Here is a 26,673-nt window from a genome sequence, read left to right as displayed (position 1 = left end):
AGGTTTGCGATGATGTTTGCAAGAGTTCTGACGCTTGGCGTTGCGCTTGTAAGCGGCACTGTGACCTCTCAGCTTCCTGAGTTTGCTCAGCAATACCGACAGCGCATGGGCGGTGCCATTGATGCGCTGGAGGAAGTGAAAGCTGACTTTGTAGCAGATGCATCTGCCACCAACCGGAGCATTTCTGAGGCTCTGGCTCATATGGCGCAGAGTGCAGATGAGTTTGTGCAGTTGCGCGGGACGAGCATTGAGCGGTCTCTGGATCGGCTTGAGGCGTTGAAAGACCAGCAACTGGCGATGGCGACCGCCGCTGCATTTGAGCGTGTCTGGATCTTCATGAAGGAACCCGACACCAAACTTTCCAAAGCAACCTGGGAAGACTTTGAGCCCGCCGTGCCGGTGACCGTTGAAGGCGGTGTGTTGGCCGGGCTTGGCTTTGCTGCGGGTTTGTTTATGTTGCGTCTGGCTGGACTTGGTGGGCGTGTTCGCCGCCGCCGAAAGCGCCGTGAAAAGCAGCAGGCCGAGGCTCGTTCGCTTTGATTTTGCGTGTCGCTGTCCGCAAACTGGTTTTGCGTTCCAGAGATATGCTGTGAGAGGTTTGACCGATGGATTCCATCACACGAATTAGATGTTTTTTGCAGGTGGTCGAAAGCGGTGGCTTTTCAGCAGCGGCGCGAGACATGGGGCGCTCCAAAGCCCTGATCTCCAAATATGTGAGTGAGCTGGAAGATGAGCTGGGCGTGCGCTTGCTCAATAGAACCACACGCCAAATTTCTCTGACACAGGTTGGGGAAGCCTACTTCCGCGAAGCAGGTGAGTTGTTGCAGCGCTTTGATGATCTGAAGGACGCTGTGCAGCAGGATCACCGGGAGGTGCGCGGCAGGTTGCGGTTGAGTGCGCCACGGTCTTTTTCTGAAGCGACGCTGGGCAGAGTGCTGGCTTCCTTCCTGCAGGAACATCCGCGGGTTGAGCTGGATATTGAGATGGAAGATCGCTTCGTTGACATTGTCGAGGAAGGGTATGACGTTGCTATCCGCGTGGCCGAACTTGAAGATTCCAGCCTGATTGCCCGCAAGATCCGTGATGTGCGTGTGGTGGTTTGTGCGTCTCCCGCTTACTGGGAAGCGCATGGGATGCCTGAGAAACCGGGTGATCTGGCCAACATGCCGTGCATCATTGATACCAACTATAAGCACAAGACCAACTGGATGTTCCTTGAGAACGGTGAGCGGTTTTCCGTTCCTGTCAAAGGCCCCATGCATGTGAACAGTGCGAAGACTGCCGTTGCTGCTGCTTTGGCTGGTCTGGGCGTTGTCCGGTTGCCGATCTTTTATGTGCTGGAAGAATTGATGTCAGGTCAGTTGATACCGGCATTAGAAGATTGCGAAGTGCCGGGGCCTGCAATGTATGCGGTTTACCCGCATCGCCGCCATCTTTCGGCGAAAGTGCGTGCGTTTGTTGACTACATGGTCAACTGGCATAAACAACTGGAGCAGCACGGTGACTGCCCCAAGATGCTTGATGGGCCTGTTCCTAAAGAGGGCTAAAGCAGCTTAGCCGCTTTAGCTTTTGTTCCTGCGTATCTTTATCCGAAATCCGGTGCCCACTTTTCGGCGATACACTCCAGATAGCCCTCAGACTTAAGCCGGGTTGTGGTGGTGCTGGAAGCGCTCTTCTGCCAACTCATCTGCGATGATGTTGGTTGGGCGTTTCTCTGCGTCTGCTCTCTCGAAGATCTGACTAAGCGTGTTGCCGATGGCCAACGTTTTCTGGCGGACGATTGTATCGGATGCGCCAGGCTCTCCCAATGCAACGGAGATCACGCCGCCTGCGTTGATGGCGTAGTCCGGTGCGTAGAGGATGCCACGCTTCATGAGAGCTGCGCCGTCTTCCGGGGTTTCCAGCTGGTTGTTTGCGGCGCCTGCGACGACAGCTGCTTTCAGCTGAGGAATGGTACCTGCGTTCAAGCCACCGCCCAGAGCACATGGAGCAAAGATATCCGCTTCTACGAGGTGTGCGTCATCTGGAGACACGCTGGAAGCGCCGAGTTCTTCAATTGCGCGCTGGACTGCCGGGTCGTAGATGTCTGAGACGATAAGGCGTGCACCTGCTTCATGGAGCTGGCGGGCAACGTCGTACCCAACATGACCGAGGCCTTTGAGGGATACGGTGAGGCCGGTGAGATCTTCAGAACCAAACTTGTGCTTGGCAGCGGCTTTGATGCCGACGAAGGTGCCGAGCGCGGTGTAAGGAGACGGGTCTCCGAAGCCGGTTGCCTCTGTACCGCGTGCAAACTGGGTCTGGCTGCCGATGATTTCCATATCGTCAGAGCTGATGCCCACATCTTCCGCGGTGATGTAGCTGCCGGAAAGGCGGTTGATGTGTCTGCCGAACGCTCTGAGAAGCTCAGGCGTCTTATCTGTACGCGGGTTCGCGATGATGACTGACTTTCCTCCTCCCAAAGCAAGGTCAGCCAACGCGTTTTTGTAGGTCATGCCTTTGGAAAGGCGGAGAACATCAGTCAGTGCTTCATTTGCGCTTGCATAGTTCCACATGCGGCAGCCGCCCAGACCAGGACCGCGATTGGTGTTGTGAACCGCGATAATTGCTTTCAGCCCTGTTTCGTTGTCTGTTGCAAATACGATTTGCTCGTGGCCAGCGAACTCTGGATGATCCAATGGGGTCATGTAGGTATCGATCGTTATTTTATTATGCAATGGCACGTTCATTCAGCCCTCCCAAACGAAATTGAACAAGAAGCGTTGCGGGGATATTGGTTTATTCTTAAAGCAATATCCGGTTTATTTCGTAGGTGATGAGCATCAAATTCGGAAGAATTATCCGAATGGTTCTAAATTGCGGGAAAATCGTATCTCAGGATCTTCAATAATTGGGTCTTGAATTTGCCGTTATTTTATTACACTTGTCGTGTCGGGTTCTCATATATTGTTAAGGCGCCATGTCTGATAAGCTTCTACGGTTTTTGACCGCATTTTGCATGCTGTTGGTATTTCTGTTGCCTTCTCAACAGGTTGCCGCTCATCCGCACATGTTTGTGCAAGCGCGTGCCGAACTGGTTTTCGATGATGACGGGTATTTGACTCATATTCGGCACAAGTGGCTGTTCGATGATCTGTACACGGCTTATGCGGTGCAGGGGCTGGATGCGAACCAGAATGGATTTTTCGAAAAAGACGAGTTGGCGGAACTGGCCAAGATCAATATTCAGGGTCTGGGCGAATACGGCTTCTTCACCTTTGGTGATGACAGTCAAACGGAGATCGACTTCTCCGAGCCGTTTGAACCTTCCATGAAAATGATCAAGGTAGCTTTTGACGATTACTGGCTGATCAGTGATGAAGACAAAGCGGCGATCGCTGAAGATATTGCCAGTGGGCGCAGTCAGCCAGATACCAGTCCTGTTTCGTTGGTCGAGCTGAGCTTTACGCTTCCTTTGAAAAAGAAGGTCAAAGCGGATAAGCCGATTACGCTCGATGTGTATGACCCGACCTACTACATCGATTTTAAATGGCCTAAGTCTGGTCTGGCTGTGACACTGAGCAATGCTCCAGGCAAATGTTCTGTTGAGCTGGTGCATCCGCCTGAACTGGATGGTCAGATTGCTGCACAGTTAGCGACTATTGGTGCCGACCAGAGAAACGTGCCTGAGGAGCTGCAGAGCTACACGCAGGCGCTGGTCAATCAGGTGATTGTATCCTGTGATGGCGCAGCTGTGGCTGCTGCCTCTGACGGCGGCAACACCAAGTTTATCTCCGAGGTCACCCCTGAACCGGCTGAAAGCGCGCCAGAGACGGCTGCGGACGCTGTTGCTGCGTTGGCGCAGGGCGGTGAGCCAATGGCTCTGTCGACTGCTTCTGAGCGTCTGAGCGCTGATGAGGCGGCTGCGGACGTGCGTGGTCCTGATATGAACATCTTCCAGCAGGGTATGGCGACCATCACACGGCTTCAGAATGAGTTCTATCTGAAGCTGACAAGCGCGCTCAGAAACTTCCGCAGCAATCCATCTGCTGGCTGGCTGCTGATGCTGATCAGCTTTGCGTATGGTGTGTTCCATGCAGCAGGACCGGGTCACGGTAAGGCGGTTATCTCCTCTTATGTGATTGCGGATGAGCAGACCCTGAAGAAAGGGATCGCTCTGTCCTTCGCTTCTGCCTTTGCGCAGGCTGTAACTGCGATTGCTCTGGTTGGCGGGGCAGGGGTGCTGTTGCATCTGACGAGCACGGCGATCAACTCAACAGCGCGCTGGTTTGAGCTGGGGTCTTATGTGCTGGTCTTCCTGCTTGGTCTCTACCTTGTCTGGCAGCGTGTTCTGAAGCCTTGGTTTGGCAAGAAGCCGGCTTCCAGTTGTGGGCACTCGCATGATCACGACCACAGCCATCACCACCATGAGCACGACCATGCGCACGAAGGTCAGGGAGAGGTTTGCTCCAGTTGCGGGCACGCGCATGCGCCGGATCCGAAACTGGTCCAAAACTCAACAATGACGCTGACCAGTATCTGGTCCATTATTCTGGCTGTTGGGCTACGTCCATGTACCGGAGCTCTGATCGTGCTGGCCTTTGCCTTCTCGCAAGGCATGATCTGGGCTGGTGTGGCTTCTACGCTCGTGATGGCTCTGGGAACGGGGATTACCGTTTCCATCTTGGCCAGCCTTGCGGTGCTTTCCCGTGATGTTGCTCTGCGCATCTGGGGGGCTGATAGTCAGGCTGGTACGGTCATCCTGCGTGGCTTTGAAGTGGTTGGTGCACTGACCATTCTGCTGATGGGAACGCTGATGCTGATTGCTGGTCTCAATGGTGGCGCAACGGCAGGTCTGTTCTAGAATAAGGCGATTTTTGGAAGAATCGCTCTCGAAATGTCCTTGAAAACTGGTTCGAGGCAATTTCGTAGCGAAGATTTCGAAGAAATTCGCGCTATCGTTAATGCGCGAAGGTGTGAATTTTTACACCTTCGCGGTCTACCCAAATCTCACTCTCCGATCCGCTGGTGTTTCTTAGCTGTCTTTGTTCCACAAAAAGAGGCTGAGTTGAGCCTGATTCCGTGGTTTTGACGTGTGGTGAAGAGTTTGGGTGGTTCAGTGTAGATTTTACGCATTCTAAAGATTAGTTTCATCTAAATTATTGTATTTTAAAGCATCTGCTGGCTGGCTTGCAAAAATGCCCAGAAAAACTGCAGGAAATTCACTGTTGAGAATTAGGTCAAGTCCACTGACTTATTAACATTGAAATAAAAGGCTATGAATTTCGAATTACGAGGTCGATTATTAGTCCTTTAGGGCGGGATTTCCTAAAAATGTTTCGATAGTTACGTTGCGGTTGGTTTCGGTTGAAAACGTATTGATGAGGTGCGCTCAGTTGATCCAAGAATAATTAATTTGTCCAATACGATGCAGATTTCCTTGTATTTTCACGTAGTTTTAGGGTTATAAGAAGCTGGTCATGTTGTCGCAGAGATCTCAGAGGACGAGTTTCGTTTCTGCGGAGGCATAAAGAGATTTGATTTAAGAAGCTCTTGGGAGGAGTTTTTATGGACCGCCGTAGTTTTCTGAAAAATGCTGGTTTGGCAGGCGCAACCGCTGGCGCAGCTACTCTTGCAGCTCCTGCGCTCGCATCTGGCAAGCGCGAACTGAAAATGGTCACCACCTGGCCAAAGAACTTCCCGGGTCTTGGTACCGGCGCACAGCGCATCGCTGACCGCATCACTGCTGCAAGTGAAGGTCAGCTGACTGTTAAGCTGTTTGCTGCTGGTGAACTCGTTCCTGCATTTGAGAGCTTCGATGCTGTTTCCAACGGTACAGCTGACATGTACCACGCTGCTGACTACTACTGGCTCGGCAAGCACAAAGCATTCGGCTTCTTCACCACAGTTCCAATGGGTATGACTGCAGCTGAGCTGGAAGCATGGATGCACTTCGGTGGCGGTCAGGAGCTCTGGGATGAGCTGGCTGGTCAGTTCAACGTTAAGTCCTTCCTGGCAGGTAACACCGGTCTTCAGGCTGGTGGCTGGTTCAACAAAGAGATCAACTCTCTTGAAGACCTCAAAGGCCTGAAAATGCGTATGCCTGGTCTGGGTGGTGAAGTTCTTCGCCGTCTTGGTGCATCTGCTGTTGCACTGCCTGGTTCCGAAATCTTCCCAGCACTGCAGTCTGGCGCGATCGACGCGACCGAGTGGGTTGGTGCATGGAACGACATGGCATTCGGCTTCTACAAAGTTGCTAAGTACTACTACACCAAAGGCTTCCATGAGCCAGGTGCTGGTCTGTCCTTCGGAATGAACAAAGGTGTTTGGGAAAGCTTCACACCTGGTCAGCAGGAGCTGATCCGTTCTGCATGTATGGCAGAGAACAACTACATGTTCGCTGAGTACAACCACAACAACGGTGCTGCTCTGGAAACTCTCCTGACAAAGCACAACGTTCAGGTTCGTGACTTCTCTGACGACGTGTTCGATGCAATCGGCCGTAAAGCTGAAGAAGTTGTTGCGGAAGTGGCTGAGACAGATGACATCTCCAAGCGCATCTACGAAAGCTACGTTAAGTCTCGTAAGGAAACCTCTGCATGGTCCAGCCTTGCTGAGCGTAACTACCTGACTGCTCGCGATCGTATCCTGGGCTAATTTTTCTTAATGCTGCACGAGCTCTCCGCAATCCTTGCGGGGAGCTTTTCTTTCAAAAATTCTATCCTGGCCTTTGGGGCCCAATAATAATCCTAGAGGCTTGGTTTAGACCAAGACGAAGAGGCGGGCATGCGCGCCCTAATGAACCTGATTACCTCAGTCAATGGCGGCATCGGCAAGACCTGCGCCTGGCTGTCTCTGGGCATTGTGCTTGTCCAGTTTACAGTGGTGGTGATGAGATACGTTTTTGGTATCGGCTCCATCTGGATGCAAGAATCCATCACCTACATGCACGGTTTCCTATTCATGTTGGCTGCTGCTTATACGCTTAGCGTTGATGGGCATGTGCGCGTTGATATCTTCTATCGAGATGCTCGCCCACGCATCAAAGCAGTGATTGATCTGATCGGTTCGGTCTTCTTCCTGCTGCCGATGTGTGCAGTGATTGTCTACTGGTCATGGGGTTATGTGGCCAGCTCGTGGGCAATCTGGGAAGGCTCTCAGGAAGCCTCCGGTATTCAGGGGCGTTATCTTCTGAAGAGTGCGATCATCGCCTTTGCCGTTCTCGTCTCCCTACAGGGTGTTGCCATTATTATTCGAAGTGTTCTTGCCCTTGGCGGTGACAAGAAGGCACTCGACTCATTCCGTCAGATTCAGGAGTAAACGGAGATGGATGGATTTCTTCATACTCTTGATATTTTGATGTTTGCGGTTGCCTGTATCTGTTTGCTTGCGGGCTTTCCTGTTGCATTTACGCTTGCTGGTGTTGCACTTATCTTCGCTCTGATCGCGTCGTTCTTTGGCGGTAGCGTGACACTTGGTGCGATCCCAAGCCGTATTTTCGGCACCATGTCCAACGAGACCCTGATTGCGGTTCCACTCTTCATCTTCATGGGTGTGATGCTGGAGCGCTCCAAGGTGGCTGAAGAGCTGCTGGAGACTATGGGTCGTCTGTTTGGTCGTATGCCGGGTGGTCTGGGCATCTCCGTGACAATCGTGGGTGCGTTGCTTGCAGCTTCTACCGGTATCGTGGGCGCGACTGTTGTGACCATGGGTCTGCTTTCCCTGCCGACAATGCTGCGTAACGGCTATAGCCCACGCATTGCGTGTGGTTCGATTGCGGCTTCCGGTACTCTGGGACAGATCATTCCACCATCTATCGTGCTTGTGTTCCTGGCTGATCAGCTGTCCAACGGCTATCAGATCGCACAGCGTGAGATGGGCAACTTTGCTCCAGAACCATTCTCTGTTGGTGATCTGTTCGCGGGTGCGCTTATTCCTGGCATGGTGTTGGTTGGTCTGTATCTCTGCTACCAGCTGTTTGTTGCGTTTACGCAGCCGCATAAGTCTCCACCAATGCGTGATGATGGAACTGACGGACCAACTCTCAGTCAGGTTCTTCATGCGCTTGTTCCGCCAATTGCGCTTATTATTGCGGTGCTTGGCTCAATTCTGGCTGGTATTGCAACCCCAACTGAAGCAGCTGCTGTGGGTGCTGTTGGTGCATTGTTGCTGGCTGGTTATCGCATGAACGAAGAGAAGCCTTGGCCGGTTTATCTGGCTGTGCTGTCTTTGATCGTGATGCTGGGTCTGACAAGCTTCATGGATCTGCGCGTTGCGCGTAACGAGATCCCAACTGGCGATATGGTTGGTATCTGGGTTGCGAACGCTGCCTGCGCGATTCTTGCTTATGGCCTGTTGGTCTCGCTTTACCGCGTGATGGCCAAGAAGGTTCTGGTTCCAGTGATGCAGTCCACCACACAGATTACCTGTATGGTGTTCGTGATCCTGATCGGTGCAACCTTCTTCTCCCTGATCTTCCGTGATCTGGGTGGTGAAGAGCTGGTGAAGGAAGCGCTGACCGGTCTGCCGGGTGGTGCGCTGGGCGCGATTATCGCCGTTATGCTGGTGATGTTTGTCCTCGGCTTCTTCCTGGACTTCCTGGAAATCGTGTTCGTTGTGGTTCCACTCGTTGCGCCAATTCTGCTGCAGCTTGAGATGCCTAACGGTGAACCGATGCACCCTGCATGGCTGGGTGTGATGATGGCTGTGAACCTGCAGACATCGTTCCTGACGCCGCCGTTCGGCTTTGCGCTCTTCTATCTGCGTGGTGTGGCTCCACCGTCCGTGAAGACCACGGATATCTACTTCGGTATCATCCCGTTTGTGCTCATCCAGATCCTGATGCTGGTGATCCTGTGGTACCTGCCAGAACTTGCAACCTGGCTGCCTAAAGTTATCTACGGCTGATAGTAGTAATAGATTAGTATATGTAAGGGGCGCGAGTATTCGCGCCCCTTTTTTGTTGCAGTGCGGATAACCAAAAGTAGTGATTCTTTTTTGACTTAGCCCAATGTTCTACAAAAAGGAATTGAAACTTAATCGAAAGTATTGGCTATTGATTTACCTAGTGTATTTCGCTTATGCGTGACCAATATATTGCATGTATACCTTAGTATAGATATTTTCTAATGTAACTCGTTGAAATATCACAGTTTTGCATTGCACAAGTGCCGCAGGTTGCAATGCGCAACGAATAAAACTAATTAAAAAAGTTTTCGTATCTTGCTAAGACTTAGCTCAGGGAGGAACTCGCAGGTGGAGGACTTGCGAGGCGGGGCTATTAGTCTTTCGTATTTCCTCAGAGTAAACAGGCAGACCAAAGGCACGAGAGAGTGGCCTTTGGCGAGAGGTGATTCAAAGATGCAGGTGCCTCCGTCAGCGGGTATGGATACATTTCCGCAGTTGCTTATTCGGAATGCGCGGGATTGGGGGGATCGCCCCGCGTATCGCGAGAAGGACCTCGGGATCTGGCAGAGCTGGACCTGGCTTGAAGTCCTTGAGGAAGTTCGCAAGCTCTCACTGGGGTTGAAAAGCCTTGGATGTAAAGAGGGCGACAAAGTTGCGGTGATTGGTTCAAACCGTCCGCACCTTTATTGGGTCTTTGCAGCAGTGCAGGCTCTGGGTGGTATTCCGATCCCGGTCTATGCTGACTCTGTGGCAGAAGAGATCGCTTACGTTCTTGGCCACGCAGAAGTTCGCTTTGCAGTTGCTGAGGATCAGGAGCAGGTTGATAAGCTGCTCGAAATGTCTGAGAAGCTGCCGCTGCTTGAGCATATCATTTACGAAGACCCTAAGGGCCTTCGCGATTATGATCACTCACGTCTTCATCGTTATCTGACTGTTCAGGAAGCTGGGCAGGCATTGCTCGACAATGATGAAAAGCTTGCTGATGACTGGTTTGAAGCAGTCAAAGCCGGGAAAAGCGAAGACGTTGCAGTGATCCTTTACACCTCTGGTACGACTGGACGTCCAAAAGGGGTGATGCTGACCTTCAACAATCTGGTTGTTGCTGTTCAGAATGCGAACAAGTTCGATAATCTGGATGAGAACGCTGACACGGTTGCGTACCTGCCGATGGCATGGGTTGGTGACCATGTGTTCTCCTATGCTCAGTGTCTTACCGCCGGGTATTGCGTAAATTGTCCGGAAGGCCCTGAGACGGTTTCAATCGACCGTAAGGAAATTGCTCCAACTTACATGTTTGCGCCACCGCGCGTGTTTGAAGGGATGCTGACGCACATCACTGTTCGCATGGAAGATGCGGGCAAGATGAAGAAGAAGCTGTTTGACTACTTCCTCGATTATGCGAACAAGGTTGGTGAGCGCATCCTGAACGGAGAAAAGGTTTCTCTGTTTGAGCGTATGAAGTATGCGATCGGTGAGTTCTGCGTTTATGGCCCGCTGAAGAACGAGATGGGCTTTTCTCGCGTTCGTGTGGCTTATACCGCGGGTGAAGCGATTGGTCCTGAGATCTTCAAGTTCTACCGCTCAATTGGCCTGAACCTGAAACAGCTTTACGGACAGACAGAATCTTCCGTGTTCATCACCTCTCAGCCTGATGGTCAGATTTACGCTGATACTGTTGGTGTTCCCATGCCGGATGTTGAGGTGAAGATCGCTGAGAGCGGTGAGGTTATGTACCGTTCGCCGGGTGCGTTCCTTGGTTATTACAAGAACGAGGATGCAACGAAGGATACCAAGACCGAGGATGGTTGGGTTCACACAGGTGATGCCGGCATGTTCCTTGAGAATGGTCACCTGAAGATCATTGACCGTGCGAAGGACGTGGGCAAGCTGAATGACGGCTCCATGTTTGCGCCGAAGTACATTGAGAACAAGCTGAAGTTCTTCCCGAACATCAAAGAGGCTGTGACCTTTGGAAATGAGCGTGACTACGTTTGTGCCTTCGTGAACATTGATCTTGTTGCCGTTGGTAACTGGGCGGAGCGTAACAACATTGCTTATGCGTCCTATCAGGAACTGGCTGCGCATCCTGATGTCTACAAGACGATCCAAAGTCACGTTGATCAGGTGAACAAGGATCTTTCCGAAGAGCCAATGATGGCCGGTGCTCAGATCAAACGCTTCCTGGTTCTGCATAAAGAGCTGGATCCGGATGATGGTGAACTGACGCGTACCCAAAAGGTTCGCCGTAACTTCGTTGCTGACCGTTATGCGCCGCTGATTGAAGCATTCTATGCCGGTGAGACCTCCAAACATGTGGTGACTGAAGTGACCTTCGAAGACGGTCGTCAGGGTTCGATCGAAGCCACCGTCGAGATCCGTGACATGGAAACTTATAATAGTAAGGCAATGTCCGCGATTGGGGAGGCGGCAGAATGACTGTAATGGATCCAACGCTCGAAGAGGTCAAAAGAAGGGCCGAGGAGCGCGAGGTTCTGCTGGATCTTGAGAACGTTTCTCTCTCCTTTGGCGGTGTTAAAGCAATCACGAATATCTCCTTCAACATCAAGAAGGGGGAAATCCGCGCGATCATTGGTCCTAACGGAGCTGGTAAGACGTCCATGCTCAACGTGATCAATGGTTTTTATCAGCCACAGGAAGGTGTGATCACCTTCAACGGCGAAAAGCGTAAGTCCATGAAACCGCACCTTGCGGTTAGTCAGGGCATCGCTCGAACTTTTCAGAACGTTGCTTTGTTTAAAGGCATGTCCACGCTGGATAACATCATGGCTGGTCGTGCAACGCGGATGAAGCAGAATATGTTCTGGCAGATGCTCTACTGGGGGCCTGCTCAGAGGGAAGAGATCGAGCACCGCAAGAAGGTCGAGGAGATCATCGACTTCCTTGAAATCCAGCATATCCGTCGCACTCCTGTGGGCACGCTTCCATACGGCTTGCAGAAGCGTGTTGAGCTTGCTCGTGCGTTGGCGATGGAGCCTGAACTGCTGCTGCTTGATGAGCCGATGGCAGGGATGAACCTGGAAGAGAAAGAGGACATGAGCCGTTTCATTCTGGATGTGAATGATCAGCTCGGCACCACGATTGCTCTGATTGAGCATGACATGGGTGTTGTTATGGACCTTTCCGATCGTGTTGTTGTTCTGGACTATGGCCGCAAGATTGCTGATGGCGTGCCAGATGAAGTGCAGAGCAACCAGGAAGTTATTGATGCCTATCTTGGCGTGTCACACTAGGGGGCTCTCGTGGAAACGCTTTACACTGTTTTAATCGACCCGTTTGTTCAGATGGTCGAAGTCCCGGACTTCTTTCTACAGGTGCTGTGGGAAGGCCTTGTTTCTGGCGTACTTTACTCTCTGATTGCACTTGGCTTTGTGCTTATCTTTAAGTCCTCGCGCATCTTCAACTTTGCGCAGGGCATCATGGTTGTGTTTGCGGCGCTGTCGCTTGTCGGCCTGCATACCTTCCTGGTTCCGTTCGTGGGTAACGAGTTTGTTGCTGCGGCAATCGCGATGCCGCTCACACTGGGCATCATGTATGCTTTGGCGATGGGCGTTGAGCGTATGGTGTTGCGTCCACTTGTTGGTCAGCCAGACATCATCCTGTTCATGGCAACCATTGGTATCACCATGTTCCTCATCGGCTTTGGTGAGTTCGTGTTCGGTGGTGAGAACAAGGTGATGATCACTGAAGCGCTTGGTATTCCTACCGGTGCTATCGAGTTTGAACCGTTTGGCGGCTTCCTGCTTTTGGAAGAGAAAGACGTGTTCGCGGTTGTCATGGCGATTGTGCTGGTTATCAGCCTGCTGGTGTTCCTGAACAAGTCTGCCATGGGTCGTGCGATCCGTGCGCTGGGTGATGATCACACAGCTGCTCTGTCCGTGGGTATTTCCCTGAGCACGATCTGGGTTCTGGTCTGGTTCATTGCCGGTGTGATTGCACTTGCGACTGGTATCGTCTGGGGGGCTCGTGCAGGCGTATCCTTCGCTCTGGAAGTGATCGCCTACAAAGCGCTGCCCGTGTTGATGCTTGGTGGGCTGGAGTCCGTCTCCGGTGCGATTATCGGCGGTATTGCCATCGGCCTTCTGGAAAAAGTCTTTGAAATCTATTGGGGTCAGCCTCTGTTTGGTGGCAACACCGAAACCTGGTTCGCCTTCATCTTTGCTTTGATTGTTCTGCTGTTCCGTCCTCAAGGGCTGTTCGGTGAGAAGATCATCGAGCGCGTGTAAGGGGACCTGGCATGTTTTACAGAACTTCTGGTCAGTTCAAGACGACTTACGAAAGCGATCAGGCGCTCTTCCCAATCAAGCAGGATATGATCCTGCTGGTTGTGATCCTTGCCACCATGTATGTGATCTTTCCGATGTTCGCATCGGAGTTCACCTACAAAGCTCTGCTGGTGCCGGTGCTGATTTACTCCCTTGCTTCGCTTGGGCTGAATATTCTGACGGGTTACGCGGGACAATTGTCTCTGGGTACTGCGGGCTTCATGGGTGTGGGTGCTTATGCTTGCTACAAGATCACTACGATCTTCCCTGAAATGAACATTGTGATTGCTCTGTTCCTTTCCGGCTTCTTCTCGGCAGCGGTTGGTGTGGCGTTTGGTTTGCCGTCGCTGCGTATTAAGGGCTTCTACCTTGCGATTGCGACGCTTGCTTCGCAGTTCTTCCTGGTGTGGCTCTTTGAGAAGTGGGCATGGCTTTACAACTACAACGCATCGGGTGCGATTGAAGTGCGCACCATGGACATCTTCGGTCTTGTTGTGACTGGTCCGAATGCGTCACCGATGGTTCAGTACTACTTCGTTCTTGGCATTGTCTCCGTCGTGACTTTTGCGATGATCAACCTGACACGTGGCCGTTATGGCCGTACGTGGAAGGCGGTTCGCGATATGGATATTGCTGCGGAACTGGTGGGCATCAACCTGATGCGTGCTAAGCTTTCTGCCTTTGCAGTGAGTTCTTATATCGTCGGTATTGCCGGTGCGCTGATGGTGTTCTTCTGGAAGGGTGCTGCTGAGCCGAACCTCTTTGACATTCCTATGAGTTTCCAGATCGTCTTTATCGCGATCATCGGTGGTCTTGGCAGTGTGATGGGTAACTTCCTGGGTGCGATCCTGATTGTGGCGCTGCCGGTTGTGCTGAACCTGTTGCCTGAAATTCTCGGAATTAGCATCGGGTCTGCCACCATGGAACACGTCAACGTAATGGTGGTTGGTTCTCTCATTATCATGTTCTTGATTGTCGAGCCTCACGGTCTTGCGCGGTTCTGGGCGCTTATTCGTGAAAAGCTCATCATTTGGCCATTCCCTCACTAATTAAGAACTGCGGGAGCAGCTGGGGAATAGAGGAAATGGTCCGCGGCGGGAGCCGCAAACGCGGAGGAAAATATGAAACACTTTACGAATTTCGGTAAGGCTGTTGCAGCTGGTGCCCTTGCAGTTGCTATGAGCACTGCTGCAATGGCAGCAGACGGCCTTAACTTTCCTAACCTGACATACCGTACTGGCCCATTTGCGGGCACTGGTACTCCGATCATGAACGGTCAGCGTGATTACATGCTCATGCTGAACGAGCGTGACGGTGGTATCGGCGGTGTGCCAATCGATTACATCGAGTGTGAAACCGGCTACAACACCAACAAAGGCGTTGAGTGCTACGAGAAGACAAAGGGAGATGCTCTCGTAACTCAGCCATGGTCAACCGGTATCACCCTGCAGGTTATGCCACGCACCAACGTTGACCGTATTCCAATTCTGGCACCGGGCTATGGTTTCTCGCCAATGTCAGACGGTAATACATTTGCTTGGGCGTTTAACCCACCAGTGTCTTACTGGGACGGCGCGTACATGATCCTCGACTACATTGCTGGTGGTGACATGTCTTCGCTGAAGGGTAAGAAGATTGTTCTTCTTCACCTTGACCACCCGTTTGGTAAAGAGCCAATTCCGCTTCTGGAAAAGCTTGCAGAAATGCATGACTTCAAACTAGTTCCGATCCCTGTTGGTCTGAAAGAAATGCAGAACCAGTCTGCTCAGTGGCTTCAGATCCGTCGTGAGCGTCCAGACAACGTCGTTATGTGGGGTTGGGGTGCTATGAACGCCGGTGCGATCACCGAAGCGGTTAAGACCCGTTACCCAATGGAAAACTTCATCGGTATCTGGTGGTCCGGCTCTGATGCTGACCTGCAGAACGTTGGCGCAAAAGCGAAGGGCTACAAGTCTGTAAGCTTCAACGCTCCAGGCAACTTCCCAGTGCTTGACGACATCCGTACGCACGTTGTTTCCAAAGGCAACTCAGAGATCAAATCTGAAGCTGACATGGACACCATCTTCTATCAGCGCGGTATCATCATCTCCATGATCCTGGCTGAAGCAGCAAAAACTGCTCAGGACCACTTTGGTGAGAAGAACATCAATGCTGAACAGCTGCGTTGGGGTCTTGAGAACCTGGACATCACTGAAGCTCGCCTTGAAGAGCTGGGTATGAAGGGCATGACTCCACCACTGAAGATGGCTTGTGACAACCACACTGGTCACTCTGGTGCATGGATGCTTGAGTGGAACGGCGAAGAGTTCGTACAGGCAAGTGACCTGCTGACTCCAAACCGTGAGCTGATCAAGCCGCTTGAGCTGGAAAAAGCTGCTGACTACGCGAAGAACAACGCTCCATGGCCAGGTCGTGGCGACCTCGCTTGTAACTAAGCATTGTTTGTTTTGGTCGGGCGCATTGGTGCCCGGCCAACTCTACCCAAGTCAAATAATCGGAATGTTCGCAGGCTAAGGCTGATCTCATGAACGCAATTGCAGAACAGACATCAAATTCCAAGGCACCAGCCGCTAACCTGCAGGTTGCCGAAGACATTTTGTCTATTAACAACATCGAAGTCATCTACGACCACGTGGTGCTGGTTCTCAAAGGGGTGTCTTTGACCGTGCCTAGAGGTGGTATTGTTGCTCTGCTGGGTGCGAACGGTGCCGGTAAGACAACAACCCTGAAAGCTATTTCCAACCTGCTGCAAGCAGAGCGTGGAGAAGTGACAAAGGGCAATATTGAATTTCAAGGAAAGCAGGTTCAGGCGCTCTCTCCGAACGAACTGGTGCGCCGCGGATGTATTCAGGTGATGGAAGGCCGTCGTTGTTTTGGCCACCTGTCCATTGAAGATAACCTGATGACCGGTGCTTACACCCGTACAGATGGCAATGCTGAGATCAAGCGCGATCTGGAAATGGTGTATGACTATTTTCCGCGTTTGCGTGAGCGCCGTGCGTCTCAGGCAGGGTACACCTCAGGTGGTGAGCAGCAGATGTGTGCGGTGGGCCGTGCCTTGATGAGCCGCCCTGACATGATCCTGCTGGATGAGCCAAGCATGGGTCTTGCACCGCAGCTGCAGGAAGAAATCTTCGAGATCGTGAAGAAGCTGAACAAGAACGAAGGTGTTTCGTTCCTGCTGGCTGAACAGAACACCAACGTTGCGCTGAAGTATGCGACCTACGGGTACATCATGGAAGCAGGCCGTATCGTGCTGGATGGTGACGCTGAATCTCTGCGTGAAAACGAAGACGTGAAAGAGTTCTATCTTGGTGTTGGCGGTGAGGGACGTAAGTCGTTCCGTGATGGCAAGCACTATAAGCGTCGTAAGCGCTGGTTGGCATAATCTGCGCCAATTGAGAGAATAACCCCAAAAAGATGGGGGTGAACTGTCACAGGAAGTCAATGTATCTGGTTTTGAATAATCTGCATGCTGCTTATTGCTGCAAAAGGTATTTTGGAGGACCACATGCATTTTCTTTCTAAGGTTATTGTCGGGGCTGCGCTTTTGGGCGTGGCCTCAGTTGTGCCGGCTTCCTCTCAAGTGAAACTGGATGGTTATTTCCTCGCTGAAGAAGCCTGTCCGGCGTTCAAGTCTTTCCGGAAGCAGACCAATCCAGGCAGCGTTCATGTGGAACGGATGCGGGCTTATGAGCTGCTTGGAAAGAACAAAGCGCAGGCTTCGCATTACTTTATCCGTATGAATGGCGTGAACCCGGCTGAGCGCTGGGTGGATGTTTCCTGCGGTCTTCATCTGGTTGAGGCTGAGGGCAGTGGGCAGACGGCTGGCAATGGTTCCGGTGGGTCGGCTGGATCAAAGGTGGTTCGCCCTGCGGTGAAGGGGCCATCGGCTGATGCGGAGTTTTTGCTGGCAGCAAGCTGGCAACCGGCGTTTTGCCAAACTCACCAAGAGATCCCCGAGTGTTCTTCTCAAGTGGAAGGACGGTTTGATGCGAGCCACTTTGCTTTACATGGTTTGTGGCCTCAGCCGCGTGGGAACTTCTGGTGCGGTGTGACACGTGCAGAAAAACGTCTTGCTGAAGAGCGCTCCACACGCGGGCAGCTGCCTCCTGTTGAGTTGGAAGACGCAACACGGGAAGAGCTGGACAAGGTGATGCCGGGCGCTCAATCCCATCTGGATCGTTATGAGTGGGTGAAGCACGGTACTTGTTACAGTGACAGCGCTGAAGAGTATTACGCGGAATCTCTTGATCTTATGGAGCAATTGAACGGCTCAGCTGTCCGTGATCTGTTTGCTTCCAATATTGGTGAGGTTCTGACGACTGCGCAGGTTCGTGCGGCGTTTGATGAGTCTTTTGGGGCCGGTGCGGGGAACCGCGTTGAGGTGCGTTGTAAGGGTGGTTTGATCACTGAGCTCTTTATCAATCTGAAGGGCCAGATTGAGCCGGATACCCCGATGAGTGAGTTACTGCTGGCGCCCAAGCCAGTGCAATCTGATTGTCAGGGCCGGGTTGATCCTGTCGGATTCAACTGAGGCCTCTATTTGTATGATTTGTAGGAGGCATTGCCTTCTGCCCAAGAGACGTTTGAGGCCATGGGAGGGCTTCTATGGGAAACGAATATTTTGATGAGTTGGAAATCCGTTCGCCAGAGGAGCGTGAAGCTGATCTGATGGCGCGTCTGCCGGGCCAGATCGCTATGGCGAAGGCTGAAGCTTCTGGTTGGGCAAAGCATCTGGCTGATATCGATCCAGCCGAGATCAAAAGCCGGGAAGCTCTGGCCAAGTTGCCTGTGTTGCGGAAGTCAGACCTGCTTGCAGCACAAGCAGAAGAGCCTCCGCTGGGTGGTTTTGCTGCAGGTGATTTCTCTACCTACAAACGTATCTTCATGTCTCCAGGCCCAATCTGGGAGCCGCAGGGGCCTGAAGCTGATCCTTGGAAGTCTGCGCGTGCATTCCATGCGACGGGTATTCGTCCGGGTGACATCGTGCACAACGCGCTGTCCTATCACATGACACCGGGTGGTTTCATTCTGGATCAAGGCGCGCGCGCTTATGGCTGTGTGGTCTTCCCAGCAGGTATTGGCAACACAGACATGCAGGTTTTTGCGATCTCCAGCCTACGTCCGACGGCTTATGCCGGTACGCCGGATTATCTGAAGGTCATTCTGGATCGTGCTGCTGAGATGGGGGCTGATGTCAGCTCCATCACCCGCGGTCTTGTTTCCGGTGGAGCGCTCTATCCGAGCTTGCGTGAGGAATACGCCAATCGCGGTGTGAAGGTTCTGCAGGCCTATGCAACAGCTGATCTGGGTATCGTGGCTTACGAGAGTGAAGCCATGGAAGGTATGATTGCCAACGAAGATTTCATCATCGAAATCGTTCGTCCAGGGACTGGTGAGCCTGTTGCTCCGGGTGAGGTTGGCGAGTTGGTGGTGACCACATTCTCACCGACCTATCCGCTCATTCGCTTTGCTACAGGTGACCTTTCTGCTGTGATGCCGGGTATCTCACCTTGTGGCCGTACCAACATGCGCCTGAAGGGCTGGATGGGCCGTGCTGACCAGCGCACCAAGGTGAAGGGCATGTTTGTTGACCCTGCCCAGATCGAACGTCTGCGCAAACAGGCGGGTGATGATATTGGTCGTGCTCGCCTTTCCGTTGTTCGTCAGGGTGAGCAGGATCACATGATCCTGAAGGTGGAGACAGAAGCGGCAAGCGATGACTTTATCGCTGCGCTGAAGAAGTCCCTGAAAGAACACACTGGCCTGAATGGTGATGTGGAACTGGTGGCGCCAGACACACTGCCGAACGATGGTAAGGTGATCTCTGATGAGCGTGAAGTGACCGCATAAACGCCGTTGGACCTAATCGATTTTTGAGGTGCCAGCCTGCACATGTAGGCTGGCATTTTTCTATTCTGGGTAGTTTCACCGTATTATTCAGAAAATCGGAGGGTTTGACCTTGGCGCGGGCAGCGGGAAACTCTATTTAGCAAAGGGATTGGATCTGATGCGCATAGGGGTCTCATGAACCAGAGCACAAGCGGCAACGCCACAACGCCGGGAAATCACCCTCCGGTCTCATTCGGGAAAGTGGGTGTTCTTCTCGTAAATCTCGGGACACCTGACGGGACCGATTATTGGTCCATGCGCCGCTATCTGGCGGAGTTTCTCTCAGACCGACGGGTTATCGAATGGTCACGCTTCCTGTGGCTGCCAATTCTCCACGGTATCGTGTTGAGTAAGCGCCCGCAGAAGTCCGGTGCAGCTTACAAAGAGATCTGGAACAACGAGCTTGATGAGAGCCCGCTGCGTACCATCACACGAAGCCAGTCAGACAAGCTGACTGAGGTTCTTGCTGATCTGGGTGAGAACGTGGTTGTTGACTGGGCGATGCGTTATGGCAATCCATCCATCGCGAGCCGTCTTGATGCGCTGAAGGCAAAAGGGTGCGATCGTATCCTCGTCTTCCCACTGTATCCGCAGTACTCGGCCTCTACGACAGCGACTGTGAATGATGAAGTGTTCCGCGCCTTGTTGAAGATGCGCTGGCAGCCGACCATTCGCATTGTGCCGCCGTATCATGATGATGAGACCTACATCGACTCACTGGCGACTTCGATCAAGAACAAGCTGAGTGAGCTGGATGAAGAGCCGGAAGTGGTTCTGGCGTCCTTCCACGGTATTCCGCAGAGCTATTTCGATAAGGGCGATCCTTATCACTGCCATTGTCAGAAAACGACCCGCCTGATGCGTGAAAAGCTGGGTTGGGATGACAAGAAGCTACAGATCACGTTCCAGTCCCGTTTCGGTCCAGAAGAGTGGCTGCAGCCTTATACTGATAAGACTGTCGAGAAGCTGGCAAAAGAAGGTGTGAAGCGGATTGCCGTTTTGAATCCGGGCTTTGTGGCGGACTGTCTTGAGACGCTGGAAGAGATCGCAGGTGAAGCCGCGGAGATCTTTGAGGAGCATGGCGGGGAGCAGTTTACGCATATCCCATGCCTCAACGATGCACCGGAAGGTATGTCTGTGCTGGAGAACGTGGTGCGCCGCGAGCTTCAGGGCTGGATCTAGAAATTTAAGTTTTAGTTTACTATGTGAAGAAGAGCACTCGTTTCTTTTGGGAAGCGGTGCTCTTTGGCATTTATTTGAGCAGTTTTCTCTGGTCTTAATGGGACAAAGCTAGGATAGTTTAGGCAAATTACTCCAAAGGACTAATAGATATGGATATTTTGACAGGTAGTTCGATTACCGTCCTCATACTGGTCGCTGTGATCATTTTTGTTGTATTTGCTGGCGCGAAAATGGTCCCTCAGGGTTACAACTACACCGTTGAGCGCTTTGGTAAGTACCGGAAAACATTGCATCCGGGGCTGAACATCATCATCCCGTTTATTGATCAGGTCGGTCACCGGGTGAACATGATGGAGCAGGTGCTTGAAGTTCCGGCTCAGGAAGTCATCACCAAAGACAACGCTACTGTTACTGGCAACGGTGTGGCCTTCTATCAGGTCCTGAACGCGTCTCAGGCCTCCTATGAAGTGCAGGGTCTTCAGAACGCTATCTTGAACCTGACCATGACCAATATTCGTAGCGTCATGGGTTCCATGGTGCTCGATGAGTTGCTTTCTAATCGTGATGAGATCAACTCCCGATTGCTTCGCGTGGTTGATGCGGCCTGTGAGCCTTGGGGCGTGAAAATCACTCGTATTGAAATCAAAGACATCAATCCACCGGATGATCTGGTCGATGCGATGGCACGTCAGATGAAAGCGGAACGTGAGAAGCGCGCGGCTATTCTGGAAGCTGAAGGTGACCGTCAGTCTGAAATTGCGAAGGCAGAAGGTGTCAAGCAGTCCCTGATTCTGGAAGCGGAAGGTCGTAAAGAAGCTGCATTTAGAGATGCTGAAGCACGTGAGCGTATGGCGGCGGCTGAAGCAAAAGCGACCGAGGTTGTTTCCAAGGCGATTGCTGAAGGTGATATGGGTGCGATCAACTACTTTGTTGCCAACAAGTATGTTGAAGCGTTTGGTGAGCTTGCTAAATCTCCAAACCAGAAAACACTCATTCTGCCAATGGAAGCGACTGGCATGATTGGCAGCCTTGCTGGCATTGCTGAGATTGGTAAGGAAGCGCTGAAAGAGTCGCAGCAGCGCAGCTCCAGCCGTATCCCAAATACAGGTAGTTCAGAGGGATAATCATCATGCTTATTGAGCTGTTCCAAAACAGTATTGAACCCTGGGTCTGGTTTGCGTCCGGGCTGGTTCTTATAGGGCTGGAGTTGGCTGTGCCGGGCTCTTTCTTGATCTGGTTTGGGGCAGCGGCTCTCGTTGTTGGAGCTGTTGTCGCGTACTTTGATATCGACTGGCGCTGGCAGCTGGTGCTGTGGGGTGTGCTTTCCCTCGGCTTCCTTCTCGTTGGACGACGTCTGACCTCGAGAAACAACGATGGCGAGGGAGATCCTTATCTCAATAAGAGAGGTAGCCGGTATCAGGGGCGTGTGTTCGTGTTGAAGAAGGCACTGGCCCACGGCAAGGGTACGCTTGAAATTGGCGATTCTGTTTGGCGTGTGAACGGTCCGGATCTACCAGCAGGTGCGCATGTGAAGGTTGTTGGCCAGGAAGGCACAACACTGATCGTGGAAGCTGCACCTGAAAGTGATGCAGCCTGATCCTTACTGATATGGATTGAAGTCTGGTGGCAGCGGAGGTTCTTCTGCCATCAGCAAAATAGAGATGCGGCGGTTCGCTGCAAGATACGGGTCATTCGGGAAGAGAGGCTCCGTATCAGCTTTTCCCACCACAGAATGAATATTGTTGGACGGCAGGCCGTATTCGGAAAGAATCTGGCGGGCGGTGTTGGCACGATCTGCAGAAAGCTCCCAACCGGTTTCACTCGGCGAGGTGATCAGCTGCCCCGTGGTGGTATGGCCTGTGATGCGAACGCGGTTTGGCAGTTTGGCCAGAACCGGTGCCATCTTGGCCAGCAGGCGGCGGGTGATCTCATAGGGATACTTGGACCCCTCCGGATACATGGAGCGACCTTCCTGATCGACAATCAGGATGTTGAGACCTTCGTCAGTCTCTTCAAGGATGATGTTGTTTGAGATCTCGGTGATCTCTGGCATTTCCTGAAATGCCTGGCGCAGGGAAACCGCAGCCGTTGCAAACTGACGTGGCTTTTCGATATCAGCTTTCTTGGTGGTGTGGGTGTTTGCTTCCGGGCCTTGCTTGCGTTTTTCAGGGTGGCTTTCGGTTGCAAAGTCGGCGTCGGTGATCTGCTTTTCGTAGGTGATGTCTTTCATGAAGTCGCGCAGCGGCACGCCTTCAATTTCCAGAACGCCAGCGCGTTTCGTCACCTGTTTGATACCGAATGCATCTTTGATGGAACCAGCAACAACCTGAAGCTTCTGTTTGTCCTGCACTGAGAACGAGATGATCAGAACGAAGAAACACACGAGCAGGGACATCAAGTCCGCAAAGGTCACCATCCATCCCGGAGCGCCTGCGGGTGCTTGTTTTTTTCTGCCTGCCATGGTGTTTCCCCCTTACCGGAGTGCTTATGCCGCTGCTTCGATCATGTCGCTGCGACCCTTTTCAGGGATGTAAGCCAGCAGCATTTCGCGGATGAGGGATGGGCTCTTGCTCTCACGGATCTGGAGCACGCCATCAATCACGAGGGTCTGATTGAGCTCTTCCTGCTCAAACTTGGAATCAAGTTTGTCAGCAACTGGAATACACACCACGTTTGCGATGAGAGAGCCGTAAAGCGTCGTCAGAAGTGCAATCGCCATGGACGGGCCGATGGTCGATGGATCATCCATGGTCGCAAGCATCTGCACAAGACCGACAAGCGTTCCGATCATGCCGAAGGCCGGGGCGGAATCACCGAGTGCACGATACACGCGCGCGCCTTCGTTCAGGCGGGTCAGGTAGAGGTCGCGTTCCTTTTCCATGGAATCGCGAATGAGGTTGTAGTCGTAGCCATCAGCTACATACTGCATGCCTTTTGCGAGGGTTGGCTCTTCAATCTCAACGTTTTCGAGACCGAGCGGGCCTTCCTTACGAGCGGTTTCTGCGAGATGAGCGATGTTTTCAACCAGCTCGCGTGGCTCGATTTTCTTATGGGTGAAGGCGAGTTTTGCGCCCATACCAAAGGCACTCAGCAATCCATTTAAGGGAAACCTGACAAGCGTGGCTGCAAGTCCGCCACCGACAACGATCAGAATGGAAGGAAGGTCAACGAACTGGCTGAAGCTTCCGCCCAGAAAAATAGCTATCAGCACGGTTACACAAGCAGCAATAACGCCGATGATCGTGGCTAGATCCATTTAGCTTACCCGAATGCACGCCTTTGATGAGGCAATTTAACTAGTAATAATTTGGGGTATTATGGCTAACCAAATCCTAATAAATGGGAAAAATCCGTTTGGGCAGAATAACGGATGTATTTTGGTGAGGGACGTCGGGAATCAAAAATGCCCGCAGATGAGGTCATCCCGGGCATTTGTCCGTTTTATTTGTGCGAGCGTTTAGGCTGCGCCGATCTTCAGAAGATCCAGTGTACGGATGATTCCAACCGGCTTGCCATCTTCCACGATGAACAGTGAGCTGATTTTCAGAGAGTTCATCATCTCAAGAGCGGAAGGTGCCAGCAGAGTTTCCTCGATGGTCTTCGGATTATGGGTCATCACCTCTTCGACGGCCTTTTCGAGGAAGTCCGGGCTGATGTGGCGGCGCAAATCACCATCGGTGATGATGCCGATTAGCTTGCCAGTAGTATCTGTAACCCCAAGAACACCAAAGCCCTTTTGTGTCATCAGGACGAGAGCTTCTTTCATAAGCATGCCAGACTGGGCTACAGGCAAATGATCGCCGGTATGCATGATGTCTTTTACATGCATCAAGCTAGCACCAAGTTTGCCACCCGGGTGATAGACCTTAAAGTCTTGAGCCGTGAAGCCTTTTGCTTCCAGAAGAGCGATTGCTAATGCGTCACCTAATGCCAGCTGAATCAAGGTGCTGGAAGTTGGTGCCAGGCCGTGTGGGCAGGCTTCCGGAACTTGTGGCAGGGTCAGGCAGATGTCAGAGGAAGATCCAAGCGCGCTGGATGCGTTGCGTGTTAGTGCAATCAGGGGCACCTTAAAGCGGCGCGTAAAGCCCAAAAGGCTTGCAAGCTCTTGAGTCTCGCCAGACCAGGATAATGCAATCACAACATCGTCTTCGGTGATCATGCCCAGATCACCGTGGCTAGCTTCGCTTGCGTGTACGAAGAAGGCTGGCGTGCCGGTGGATGCGAGTGTTGCTGCCAGTTTTGTGCCAATGATGCCGCTCTTGCCGATGCCGGACACAATAACGCGGCCTTTGGAATGAGCGATGGTTTCTACCGCTTTGGTGAAGGGTTCTGCCAAACCGTTCGCTAGGCTCGCCTGAAGCGCGTCAAGCGCTGCAACTTCAGTTTCGATTGTCCGTGTCGCAGACTGGATCCACTCTTCTGCCGGGCGCAGTGGACGGTCTTCATGCGTTAGAAAAGATGGCATATGCATTGGGCATTACTTCTTAGCTTGGCTCTGATGAGCACTATGACGCTTTTGCAGCAAGATTCCTGCACTAGATAAGAGTGCATTGTGAACACTCTGGGGCAAGACTTGGTTTACCCTCTAGCAAATTTAAATTGAGAAAACAATCAAGGGTAGAGCGTCCCGTAGCAAGGAAACGTTAACCATGTTCGGCGAGTGTGGGGCTGGTTGAATTTCCTTCATTAGAAGGTGGATTGCTGGAATATTTTATGCGGTTGCGCCCTGAGGTTTTGAGAGCTCTTCGAGCCAGGTCTTATCTGACCTGTGTTTTGATGCTGGGCGCTTTTTCTCTCCAAGATGCTGCTGCTCAAACCAGCAATTTTGAGTTCCGCGAAAGCCTATCCTTTGAAGATGATCCGAGTTCTGGTTTTGAGCTCTCTTCTGAAACTGATGCCCAACCGTTTGAGCAGGAAGTTGAAGAAGGGCTTCAACGGCCAGGTGCGCGCCCTCCTGTGCCGACCATTGGGCAGCAGTTGACCGGAACAAGCCGGAGCAGTCGGGCGCCAAAGTTTTCTGAAAGAGTGGAAGCTGTTTCGCGTTTGTCACGTCCTGTCGGTGGGGGCGGGGTTGATGATGAAGGGGTCTTTGATGGAGAAACCGTTCAGGATCGGCCTGTTGGCATCCAACTGGGTTCTTTACGCTTAACGCCTTCCTTTGATGCTGGTTTGGGTTGGACCGACAATGCCGAGCAGGCAAATGGCGGTACGCCTGACGGGTTCTATGAGGTTGATGCTGCTGTTGGTGTGGTTTCTGATTGGGAGCGCCATGAGCTTGGTTTGGAACTGCGCGGCAGCCTGCGGGCTTTCTTCAATGAACCTGACAACAACCAGCCTGTCGTCACCGGACGAGGCAATGTTCGGCTGGACCTGGGAGATCTGACAGTCGCTGATGTTGAGGGGGTTTACTCCTTCTCTCGCGAAGAGCGGTCTTCTGCTGAAAACGAAGCGACAACCGGGCGAACCAATTCTGTTCAGGAAATCGGCGGGCGGTTTTCCTTAAACCGGCAGGTTTCTGTTGTGCAGTTGCGTGGAGGCATTGGCGTTGACCGGACGGTTTATGGCGGGCAGATGAGCAGCTCGCAGCCACGCGATAACACGGTGTTTGATGCAACACTCCGCACTTCGTTTGATAATGGCGCGACTTTTGAACCGTATCTGGAAGGTGGCTTTCTGGTTCGGAAATACGATGAAGATTGCAGTGGTGATCCATCCTGCTTTGACAGGACTTCGCGTGGATACTTTGCCAAGGTCGGTATGAGTATTGACCGCGGGCCGAAGCTGCGTGGCGAGTTTGGTGTTGGGTATCGGGCCGAGTATCTGGATGATGATCGTCTGGATGCACTGCAGGGCTTCATTTTTGATGGAGCCTTTGTATGGTCCCCGACACGCCGTGATACCGTGACTGTCAGCGGCGCGACCAGCTTTGCTGGCACGAATATCAGCGGGGCATCGGGTTCCATCCTCTATGCGGGGGATGTGCGGTATGCGCATCAGTTCACGCAGGATCTGGTTGGAGATGTTCAGCTTGGCTACACCTACAGAACGTATCAAGGGGTGGATATTGTTGAGCAGGAAGGAACCGGGTCATTCGGTTTAGTGTGGGCGTTCTCCAAGGATGCGGCGCTGCTTTCCCGCTATACATTCCGCGCGTTTGAGAGTTCCACTGCTGGTAGCAATTACACCAGCAGCCTCATAGAAGCGGGCCTTCGGATGAGACGCTGATTTTATGCGTTATTTAGAGTGCGTTAATTTTTGGCGGACGCATCTAGTAAGAATTGACAAGCTTAAAAAGGGGTTTTGATTAAAAACGGCCTTTTTTTTACCATGGTTGACAGTCATGGCAGTAATGCCTCCGAGGGCTAAGCAAAAAGACTGCGCGGCATGCGCTCAATAAACTCCCAATCGGGTGACTGGAGAAAGCTTC

General features: G+C 52.3%; 22 protein-coding genes. 18 read left to right on the top strand and 4 right to left on the bottom strand.

The window, feature by feature from the left end; genetic code table 11:
• Nucleotides 1-9 precede the first annotated feature (9 nt).
• On the top strand, nt 10-540 hold the full coding sequence (locus PSE_RS23385; RefSeq protein ID WP_014287043.1) for a DUF2937 family protein: 531 nt from the start codon (nt 10-12) through the stop codon (nt 538-540).
• Between the two features lie 65 nt (nt 541-605).
• A complete protein-coding gene (locus PSE_RS23380; protein ID WP_008551573.1) occupies nt 606-1,547 on the top strand; it encodes a LysR family transcriptional regulator in 942 nt (313 codons plus the stop codon).
• Nucleotides 1,548-1,640: 93 nt separating this feature from the next.
• On the opposite strand, the gene PSE_RS23375 is transcribed toward PSE_RS23380, so the two are convergent.
• A complete protein-coding gene (locus tag PSE_RS23375; protein ID WP_014287042.1) occupies nt 1,641-2,729 on the bottom strand; it encodes a Glu/Leu/Phe/Val dehydrogenase in 1,089 nt (362 codons plus the stop codon).
• Nucleotides 2,730-2,959: 230 nt separating this feature from the next.
• On the opposite strand from PSE_RS23375, the gene PSE_RS23370 reads away from it, so the two are divergent.
• From PSE_RS23370 to PSE_RS23300, 15 genes are all read left to right on the top strand, one after another.
• On the top strand, nt 2,960-4,843 hold the full coding sequence (locus PSE_RS23370; protein ID WP_041768782.1) for a DUF1007 family protein: 1,884 nt from the start codon (nt 2,960-2,962) through the stop codon (nt 4,841-4,843).
• Between the two features lie 704 nt (nt 4,844-5,547).
• Entirely contained in the window at nt 5,548-6,636 is a 1,089-nt protein-coding gene (locus PSE_RS23365; protein ID WP_014287040.1) for a TRAP transporter substrate-binding protein, read from the top strand.
• A gap of 129 nt (nt 6,637-6,765) precedes the next feature.
• Nucleotides 6,766-7,299: a TRAP transporter small permease subunit gene (locus tag PSE_RS23360; protein WP_008551693.1), complete on the top strand. Its 534-nt coding sequence runs from the start codon at nt 6,766-6,768 to the stop codon at nt 7,297-7,299.
• Nucleotides 7,300-7,305: 6 nt separating this feature from the next.
• A complete protein-coding gene (locus tag PSE_RS23355; RefSeq protein WP_014287038.1) occupies nt 7,306-8,886 on the top strand; it encodes a TRAP transporter large permease subunit in 1,581 nt (526 codons plus the stop codon).
• A 453-nt stretch (nt 8,887-9,339) separates the two neighbouring features.
• Entirely contained in the window at nt 9,340-11,322 is a 1,983-nt protein-coding gene (locus PSE_RS23350; RefSeq protein WP_051125960.1) for a long-chain fatty acid--CoA ligase, read from the top strand.
• 5 nt (nt 11,323-11,327) lie between these two features.
• Nucleotides 11,328-12,137 carry an ABC transporter ATP-binding protein gene (locus PSE_RS23345; RefSeq protein ID WP_014287036.1) on the top strand — a complete coding sequence of 270 codons (810 nt, stop codon included), beginning with the start codon at nt 11,328-11,330 and terminating at the stop codon, nt 12,135-12,137.
• 9 nt (nt 12,138-12,146) lie between these two features.
• On the top strand, nt 12,147-13,130 hold the full coding sequence (locus PSE_RS23340) for a branched-chain amino acid ABC transporter permease (protein WP_014287035.1): 984 nt from the start codon (nt 12,147-12,149) through the stop codon (nt 13,128-13,130).
• 11 nt (nt 13,131-13,141) lie between these two features.
• On the top strand, nt 13,142-14,218 hold the full coding sequence (locus PSE_RS23335; RefSeq protein ID WP_014287034.1) for a branched-chain amino acid ABC transporter permease: 1,077 nt from the start codon (nt 13,142-13,144) through the stop codon (nt 14,216-14,218).
• Nucleotides 14,219-14,290: 72 nt separating this feature from the next.
• On the top strand, nt 14,291-15,604 hold the full coding sequence (locus PSE_RS23330) for an ABC transporter substrate-binding protein (RefSeq protein WP_014287033.1): 1,314 nt from the start codon (nt 14,291-14,293) through the stop codon (nt 15,602-15,604).
• Nucleotides 15,605-15,693: 89 nt separating this feature from the next.
• Nucleotides 15,694-16,557, top strand: a complete 864-nt coding sequence (locus PSE_RS23325; RefSeq protein ID WP_014287032.1) for an ABC transporter ATP-binding protein — start codon at nt 15,694-15,696, stop codon at nt 16,555-16,557.
• 123 nt (nt 16,558-16,680) lie between these two features.
• Nucleotides 16,681-17,706, top strand: a complete 1,026-nt coding sequence (locus tag PSE_RS23320) for a ribonuclease T2 (RefSeq protein WP_208998035.1) — start codon at nt 16,681-16,683, stop codon at nt 17,704-17,706.
• Between the two features lie 74 nt (nt 17,707-17,780).
• Complete coding sequence (locus tag PSE_RS23315; RefSeq protein WP_014287030.1) at nt 17,781-19,025, top strand: phenylacetate--CoA ligase family protein; 1,245 nt, start codon at nt 17,781-17,783, stop codon at nt 19,023-19,025.
• Between the two features lie 174 nt (nt 19,026-19,199).
• A complete protein-coding gene (gene hemH, locus PSE_RS23310) occupies nt 19,200-20,246 on the top strand; it encodes a ferrochelatase (RefSeq protein ID WP_041768781.1) in 1,047 nt (348 codons plus the stop codon).
• Between the two features lie 149 nt (nt 20,247-20,395).
• Nucleotides 20,396-21,370, top strand: a complete 975-nt coding sequence (locus PSE_RS23305) for an SPFH domain-containing protein (RefSeq protein ID WP_083417390.1) — start codon at nt 20,396-20,398, stop codon at nt 21,368-21,370.
• Between the two features lie 5 nt (nt 21,371-21,375).
• Nucleotides 21,376-21,843 carry an NfeD family protein gene (locus PSE_RS23300; RefSeq protein WP_014287027.1) on the top strand — a complete coding sequence of 156 codons (468 nt, stop codon included), beginning with the start codon at nt 21,376-21,378 and terminating at the stop codon, nt 21,841-21,843.
• Between the two features lie 3 nt (nt 21,844-21,846).
• Here PSE_RS23300 and PSE_RS23295 read toward each other — a convergent pair whose 3' ends face one another.
• The 3 genes from PSE_RS23295 to PSE_RS23285 all read right to left on the bottom strand — a co-directional run bounded on the left by PSE_RS23295 (nt 21,847) and on the right by PSE_RS23285 (nt 24,717).
• A complete protein-coding gene (locus PSE_RS23295) occupies nt 21,847-22,707 on the bottom strand; it encodes a flagellar motor protein MotB (protein ID WP_008551683.1) in 861 nt (286 codons plus the stop codon).
• A gap of 24 nt (nt 22,708-22,731) precedes the next feature.
• Nucleotides 22,732-23,502: a motility protein A gene (locus PSE_RS23290; RefSeq protein ID WP_008551696.1), complete on the bottom strand. Its 771-nt coding sequence runs from the start codon at nt 23,500-23,502 to the stop codon at nt 22,732-22,734.
• A 201-nt stretch (nt 23,503-23,703) separates the two neighbouring features.
• Nucleotides 23,704-24,717 carry an SIS domain-containing protein gene (locus PSE_RS23285; protein ID WP_014287026.1) on the bottom strand — a complete coding sequence of 338 codons (1,014 nt, stop codon included), beginning with the start codon at nt 24,715-24,717 and terminating at the stop codon, nt 23,704-23,706.
• Nucleotides 24,718-24,959: 242 nt separating this feature from the next.
• Here PSE_RS23285 and PSE_RS23280 point away from each other — a divergent pair, with 242 nt between their 5' ends.
• Nucleotides 24,960-26,471 carry an outer membrane beta-barrel protein gene (locus tag PSE_RS23280; RefSeq protein WP_208998033.1) on the top strand — a complete coding sequence of 504 codons (1,512 nt, stop codon included), beginning with the start codon at nt 24,960-24,962 and terminating at the stop codon, nt 26,469-26,471.
• The last annotated feature ends 202 nt before the right edge of the window (nt 26,472-26,673 follow it).

This window comes from Pseudovibrio sp. FO-BEG1 (genome assembly GCF_000236645.1).
In the GTDB taxonomy this organism is placed as follows: Bacteria; Pseudomonadota; Alphaproteobacteria; order Rhizobiales; family Stappiaceae; genus Pseudovibrio.
This window is presented reverse-complemented; position numbering and strand designations above follow the sequence as displayed.

Coding starts and splice junctions, on each gene's coding strand:
- PSE_RS23385 (WP_014287043.1), top strand. CDS start 10: ATGATGTTTGCAAGAGTTCTGACGCTTGGCGTTGCGCTTGTAAGCGGC.
- PSE_RS23380 (WP_008551573.1), top strand. CDS start 606: ATGGATTCCATCACACGAATTAGATGTTTTTTGCAGGTGGTCGAAAGC.
- PSE_RS23375 (WP_014287042.1), bottom strand. CDS start 2,729: ATGAACGTGCCATTGCATAATAAAATAACGATCGATACCTACATGACC.
- PSE_RS23370 (WP_041768782.1), top strand. CDS start 2,960: ATGTCTGATAAGCTTCTACGGTTTTTGACCGCATTTTGCATGCTGTTG.
- PSE_RS23365 (WP_014287040.1), top strand. CDS start 5,548: ATGGACCGCCGTAGTTTTCTGAAAAATGCTGGTTTGGCAGGCGCAACC.
- PSE_RS23360 (WP_008551693.1), top strand. CDS start 6,766: ATGCGCGCCCTAATGAACCTGATTACCTCAGTCAATGGCGGCATCGGC.
- PSE_RS23355 (WP_014287038.1), top strand. CDS start 7,306: ATGGATGGATTTCTTCATACTCTTGATATTTTGATGTTTGCGGTTGCC.
- PSE_RS23350 (WP_051125960.1), top strand. CDS start 9,340: ATGCAGGTGCCTCCGTCAGCGGGTATGGATACATTTCCGCAGTTGCTT.
- PSE_RS23345 (WP_014287036.1), top strand. CDS start 11,328: ATGGATCCAACGCTCGAAGAGGTCAAAAGAAGGGCCGAGGAGCGCGAG.
- PSE_RS23335 (WP_014287034.1), top strand. CDS start 13,142: ATGTTTTACAGAACTTCTGGTCAGTTCAAGACGACTTACGAAAGCGAT.
- PSE_RS23330 (WP_014287033.1), top strand. CDS start 14,291: ATGAAACACTTTACGAATTTCGGTAAGGCTGTTGCAGCTGGTGCCCTT.
- PSE_RS23325 (WP_014287032.1), top strand. CDS start 15,694: ATGAACGCAATTGCAGAACAGACATCAAATTCCAAGGCACCAGCCGCT.
- PSE_RS23320 (WP_208998035.1), top strand. CDS start 16,681: ATGCATTTTCTTTCTAAGGTTATTGTCGGGGCTGCGCTTTTGGGCGTG.
- PSE_RS23315 (WP_014287030.1), top strand. CDS start 17,781: ATGGGAAACGAATATTTTGATGAGTTGGAAATCCGTTCGCCAGAGGAG.
- hemH (WP_041768781.1), top strand. CDS start 19,200: ATGAACCAGAGCACAAGCGGCAACGCCACAACGCCGGGAAATCACCCT.
- PSE_RS23305 (WP_083417390.1), top strand. CDS start 20,396: ATGGATATTTTGACAGGTAGTTCGATTACCGTCCTCATACTGGTCGCT.
- PSE_RS23300 (WP_014287027.1), top strand. CDS start 21,376: ATGCTTATTGAGCTGTTCCAAAACAGTATTGAACCCTGGGTCTGGTTT.
- PSE_RS23295 (WP_008551683.1), bottom strand. CDS start 22,707: ATGGCAGGCAGAAAAAAACAAGCACCCGCAGGCGCTCCGGGATGGATG.
- PSE_RS23290 (WP_008551696.1), bottom strand. CDS start 23,502: ATGGATCTAGCCACGATCATCGGCGTTATTGCTGCTTGTGTAACCGTG.
- PSE_RS23285 (WP_014287026.1), bottom strand. CDS start 24,717: ATGCATATGCCATCTTTTCTAACGCATGAAGACCGTCCACTGCGCCCG.
- PSE_RS23280 (WP_208998033.1), top strand. CDS start 24,960: ATGCGGTTGCGCCCTGAGGTTTTGAGAGCTCTTCGAGCCAGGTCTTAT.